Origin of the sequence: Geminicoccus sp. (genome assembly GCF_035556675.1) — a bacterium.
Lineage (GTDB): Bacteria > Pseudomonadota > Alphaproteobacteria > Geminicoccales > Geminicoccaceae > Geminicoccus.
This window is the reverse complement of sequence record NZ_DATMFZ010000060.1, coordinates 1-5,190: the sequence shown is the minus strand read 5'-3', so window position 1 is coordinate 5,190 and position 5,190 is coordinate 1. Positions and strand designations below refer to the sequence as shown.

Annotated in this window: 5 protein-coding genes and 1 pseudogene; all 6 read left to right on the top strand. The window is 66.3% G+C overall.

Annotated elements, in window-relative coordinates; all coding sequences use genetic code 11:
* Positions 1–645 (top strand): fimbria/pilus periplasmic chaperone (locus tag VNS22_RS04590; protein ID WP_325730068.1); only part of this gene is annotated, 645 nt, incomplete at its 5' end.
* An 82-nt stretch (positions 646–727) separates the two neighbouring features.
* On the top strand, positions 728–1,282 hold the full coding sequence (locus VNS22_RS04585; RefSeq protein WP_325730066.1) for a hypothetical protein: 555 nt from the start codon (positions 728–730) through the stop codon (positions 1,280–1,282).
* Between the two features lie 98 nt (positions 1,283–1,380).
* On the top strand, positions 1,381–1,836 hold the full coding sequence (locus VNS22_RS04580) for a hypothetical protein (protein WP_325730064.1): 456 nt from the start codon (positions 1,381–1,383) through the stop codon (positions 1,834–1,836).
* Positions 1,837–1,929: 93 nt separating this feature from the next.
* Positions 1,930–4,377, top strand: coding sequence for a TcfC E-set like domain-containing protein (locus VNS22_RS04575; RefSeq protein WP_325730062.1), 2,448 nt, complete (start codon positions 1,930–1,932; stop codon positions 4,375–4,377).
* 38 nt (positions 4,378–4,415) lie between these two features.
* Positions 4,416–4,769 carry a hypothetical protein gene (locus tag VNS22_RS28495; protein WP_414653314.1) on the top strand — a complete coding sequence of 118 codons (354 nt, stop codon included), beginning with the start codon at positions 4,416–4,418 and terminating at the stop codon, positions 4,767–4,769.
* A 63-nt stretch (positions 4,770–4,832) separates the two neighbouring features.
* Positions 4,833–5,059 (top strand): annotated as a pseudogene (locus VNS22_RS28490) (IS481 family transposase); the annotation flags it as partial.
* Positions 5,060–5,190: the final 131 nt, after the last annotated feature.

The window sequence follows — 5,190 nt, the reverse complement described above, 5'->3', positions numbered from 1 at the left end:
AACCTGACGGTCGACACGCTGCTCGTCGACATGGCGGATCCGGCGCAGTCGCGACGGGACCTCACCCTCGCCAATACCGGATCCGAGAAGCTCTATGTCCAGGTGGACGTCGAGGAGATGGTCGCCACGGACGAGGGCCGGGAAGCCCGCACAGGTTCACCGGACGAGCTGGGGCTGCTGGTGACACCCAACCGGCTGATCCTGGAGCCAGGCCAGCGGCGGCCGGTCCGCATGGTCGTGCTGAACCGGCAAGTCGACCGTGAGCGCATGTTCCGCATCACCCTGAAGCCGGTGGTCGGTGACATCCTGTCGGACGAGCCCGCTGCTTCGAATGCCCCCTCGGCGATGATCAAGGTCGTGGTGGGGTATCAGGCCTATCTGTTCGTGCGGCCTGCGCGGATCGAGGAAAGCCTGCTGGCGACCCGCGATGGCCGGCAGCTGCAGTTCCGCAATGCCGGTAACGTCAGCCTCCTGCTCGACGACGGTCGTCAGTGTGCCGATCCGACGTTGCCCAGGGACGAGTGCACGCCTCTGCCCTCCCGGCGGATCTACCCGGGTCAGAGCTGGTCGGTCGAACTGCCGAATGACAACCGAGCAGAATATACTGTCGGGGCGCCCTCGGGGCGAATTTCCAAGGAATTCTAAACCACCTCATCGAGTATTTTCTTATCTTCCGCGGCCTTTTGCGCGGAATTTCTTGCCATCACCAACTCAAGCGAGCGTCACAATGTCGCGTTTCTCTTTCAGCGCACTTACTGCTGCAGCCATTGCTCTTGCCGCCCCGGCGATGGCCGCCACCCAGGGTGAATTGGGCGATGACAGCTCGGGCACGTCGGCTCTCTCGGTCACGATCCCAGAGCAGGTGCAGATCACCGGAATCGGGGACATCACCCTTGACGATCTGGATGCTGCGGACTTGGCGTCGCCGACCGGTGTCTTCGCGACAGACGACGTATGCGTCTTCTCCAATGCCGGAGAAAGCAGGAGCTACGGAGTCGTGGCCACCGGCAGCGGAGAGGCAGGCGCCTTCACGCTGGTGAATGGCGACGAGACATTGGCATATGAGGTGAAGTTCAATAGCTCACCCGGTGGCAATGGTACCAAGCTTGATCCGGACGACGAACCGGTTGCGTTCGCAGGCGGCAAGGAATCGCTGGATCCGGGCTGCGGCAATGCGAACGCTTCCTTCCAGGTCGACTTTACCCCGACCGCCTTGCAGGCCGCAACGGCCGGTCAATACGGAGGCACGCTGACCTTCCTGGTTAGCCCCCTGACTCCCTGATCGTCACCATGCAGCACGGGGAGGCAGGCGGTGCGCCGCCCCCCCGTCGCCTTGATTGGAGCTCGGCCGTGCCGTCGTTGCGAGCTGCGACCTTGCCCTTGGCTTGGACGCTCGGTTTCGTCTTGACGCTGGTTTCCCCGCAAGCCGGCGCACAGTCCCTGACCGTGCAGATCAGCGGCTTGGGCGACCTTGCCGCATCGGCTTCCAGCCAGCTGGCGCCGGTCCTCATGCGCGGCCAGGCCTGCATCCGGACGACCGACGGTCAGGCCCGCTATCGGGTCCGCATCGCCAGCGGCTTCGGTGACGAGTTCAAGCTCCGCGCTGTAGCAGGTACCGCCGAGTTGCCGTTCTCGGTCGTGTGGGACAGCGAGGCCGGCCGGGGCCAATCGTTTGCTCGGTCGGGCGAGACCGCCCTCGTCACCGCTTCGGGCCCGGCCTGCGGTCCGGATGCCTACCTCACCTCGTACGAAGTTCACGTGGATCGCTATGACCTGCTCTCCGTCGTCGCGGGTACGTACCAGGGCAGCCTCGTCATCGACATCTCGGTACCCTAGCGGTCGGTCGCCTCGCGCCGCACTCGTACCTTAAGCGCTGCAAGCCGGCCGGCCATGCTCAGGAACGTTTGTCTCGGCGGCTGCTGTGCGCTCGTGCTGATTTGCGGGGGCGGTGCTGATTCGAGCGCGCAGTCGCTGCGTTCCGCTGTTCCGGAAGGCTTCGAGGCGCTGGAGGAGCCACAGACGGTTCCAGTCGATGTCTATTTCGGCGGCCGGTCGATCGGCAGCGTCGTGGCCACGTTCGCCCCGGGCTGGGTCGAGCTCGTCGACCCGGGCCAGGCTGTCGCCGGCGTGGACGCGGTGCTGCCGGACCGACGGGCCATGGTCGTCGATGCGCTGCGCGGCCGGCTTGCCACGAACACCGGCCTGTCCTGCCTGCCCGATGCCTTCCCAGGCTGCGGCACGCTGGATGTCCCGATCGCGGGGGTGATCTTCAATCCGGACTTCTTCCGCCTGGATCTGGTCATCGCCCGTCCTTATCTCGCGGTGCAGGAAATGGTAGGCCGCTACCTGACGGATCCGGTGACCGGACCGTCAGCGCTCGCCAATCTGGTGGTGGGTGGCGTCGGCAGGTCGAACGACGACAACAGCCTGATCGCAGGCATGGACGGGCGCCTCAGCCACGGGCGCTCGGCCCTACACCTGAGCGCCTACGCTCAGACCCAGAGCAATCGACCGGTCGTGGATGCGCTGGCCGGCGAGTACTTCGGCCAGGATCACCTGATCCAGCTGGGTTACATCGAGGATTATCCGACCCGCTTCAGCCGGGTTCCGGGACTGCTCGGCGCCCGGATCGAGACCTATCTCGACACGCGCCTCGATCGCGACACCCAGTCCGGCACCCCCATCCTGCTGTTCCTGACCGAGCGTAGCCAGGTCGAGATCCTGCGGGACGGGCGACTGGTCGGTGCCCGGTCCTATGAGGCCGGCAACCAGCGGATCGACACCGGCATGCTGCCACGCGGCGTCTACGACGTCACGCTGCGCATCCGCGGGGCGAGCGGCGCCGTGCAGGAGCAGACGATCACCTTCGTCAAGGATCCCTCCCTCCCTCCCCCCGGCGAATGGCAGTACTTCGCACAGCTCGGCATGGTGACCGAAGATGATGACGGCGGTTTCCTGCCATCCGTCGCGACCACGCCGCTCGCCAAGCTGGGCGTGGCCCGACGCTTGTCGACCGCCTTCGCCCTTTCCACCGCCGTCGGCGCCACCGACCGTACCTTGCTCGGCGAGATCGACGTGCGCCACCTGACGCCGCAGACGAGTTCCGCCCTCTACCTGGCCGGCTCCTCCGCCGGCGGGGTCGGCATAGCTGCCGCCACTTCCCTGCGTCTCGGACGCTTCGCCATCTCCTTGAGTGGGGACATTGTGCTGGGCAGCGAGGGAACCGATCGCCAGGACGACTGGGACGACGAGACCGAGGAGGATCGGCGTTGGGAGTTCGGCAATCTGGAACAATCCCGGCAGAGTGTGACTCTCAGCGCCGGCTATGGCTGGACGAACGGCGCCAACCTCCAGTTCCGTGGCTACTACCGAAACAGGGACGACGAAGACTGGGGCATCGGCCCGTTGTTCTCGATGCCGATCGGCAGGACGCCCTCGCTCCGGACCGATCTGGAGTTCAGCGCGACCCGCGGTGACGACGAAAGTCTGGTGTTCGGCCGGATCCGTTTTACCTTTGCTCCGCCGGGGCGTCCCTACCGACTGACCGCCACCGCCGGTACGCGCTATCGCGAAGTGGACCGCGACTACTCGGACGGCGACGACGGAGGGGTCGGCCTGGGAATGTTCGGCGGGCTGCGGGCCAGTTACGACCTCGAGAACTTGCCGAGCCTCGATGCGACGGTCGGCGTCGAGGCGGCGCGCGACGTGGACGGCAACAACCGGCTGGGCGTGGATGCCACGGCGAACGCGCCCTACGGCTCTGCAAGCGGTGCGGTCAGCCTGGAGGAATGGGGCGGCCGCCGCAGCATCGTCTACCAGGGCTTCGCCCGCACGATCGTCGCTGCCAACCTCGACGGTGCAGCCCTCGGTGGTAGAGGCTCGGGTGATGCCGCCATCCTGGCCGAGTTCGACGGTCCTGCGGAGGCGGGGCGCCTGACCGTGTCTGCAGGTCAGGGCGACGGGGCCACCGTCCGGACCGGCAGTTCGGTCGTCTTGCCGGTTCCCTCGTTTCGCAGCTACACGCCCAGCGCCAGCTCTGCCGATGCCAACCTGCTGGATCTCAAGCAGGAGGGCGCCGACCTACCCCTTTATCCGGGCAACGTCGCCACCGCACGCTGGCAGGTCCGCCGACTCGTCTCCTTCTATGGCCGCCTGCTCCATCAGGACGGCCGTCCGGTCGCCAACGCCCGGATCTTGGATATCAACGGACTCTCGACCACCGACAATCTCGGCTACTTCGTCGCCGAGGTGGAGGAGTTCGGCGACCATGATGTCACCCTGGACGGCCGCACCACGGCGTGCACCATCACCCTGGCTGCTCCGGACGAGGGGGCCGAGACCGACGTGATCAGCCTGGGCGACGTGACCTGCCGCTAGGTGCACGGTCCTACTGTATAGTGGTACGGTTGATCCCCATGCGGCGAGGGATGCGCTATGGCCAGGTTCTTCATGGCAGCGCCACCACGACAAAAGCGGTCCGTCGTGCGATCCAGGCTAGTGAAGATAGCCGCGAGAACGGCGGCCAAGCGCGCGACCACACCAGCGAGTTCGCCTTCGTCCAGCTCGTGGAGAGCGCCGGCAAGATGGAGGCCGCCCGGTTCCTGCGCGCGCTGACCCTGGCCGTGCCTTGCGAGGTCCACTCGGAGCCGACCAACCACGGCATCCGGTTCACCAACCGGACCGGCGACCAGTACGCCTTCGTCCACATCTTCGATCGGATCTGTGCCGCTGCTCTCTCCGGGGGGTCGGCCATTGCGCATCGCGGGTGAACCAGTCCCGCCGCAGGCTTCTGCCTGCAGTCCTCGCAGGAGATGGAGCGATGGCCAGCCGGCCATCGACGGACCAACGTCCAGGTCGAGCGCAGGAACCGCACGCTTGAGGACGCGACGGTCTAGCGCTACCACTACGGCAGCCACGACCAGCCCAGAACGCACCCGCAGCTGTGCGTTGATGCCTACGACCACGCCCGGCACCTGAAGGTCCTGCGCGGCCTCACGCCCTACGAGTTCATCTGCCAAGCCTGGGAAAGGAGCCTGACCGGTTCAGGCTCGACCCGTCACCCACATGCCGGGATCATACAGCGAGACGCCGACGCGTCAGGGTGCCGTGGTCGGCGGTACCTGCGTGCCCCCTTGCGGGTCGATTTCGCACGGATACTCGCCCGACAGCATGACGGTCAGGATGGTGCCG

Coding starts and splice junctions, on each gene's coding strand:
- VNS22_RS04585 (WP_325730066.1), top strand. CDS start 728: ATGTCGCGTTTCTCTTTCAGCGCACTTACTGCTGCAGCCATTGCTCTT.
- VNS22_RS28495 (WP_414653314.1), top strand. CDS start 4,416: ATGCGGCGAGGGATGCGCTATGGCCAGGTTCTTCATGGCAGCGCCACC.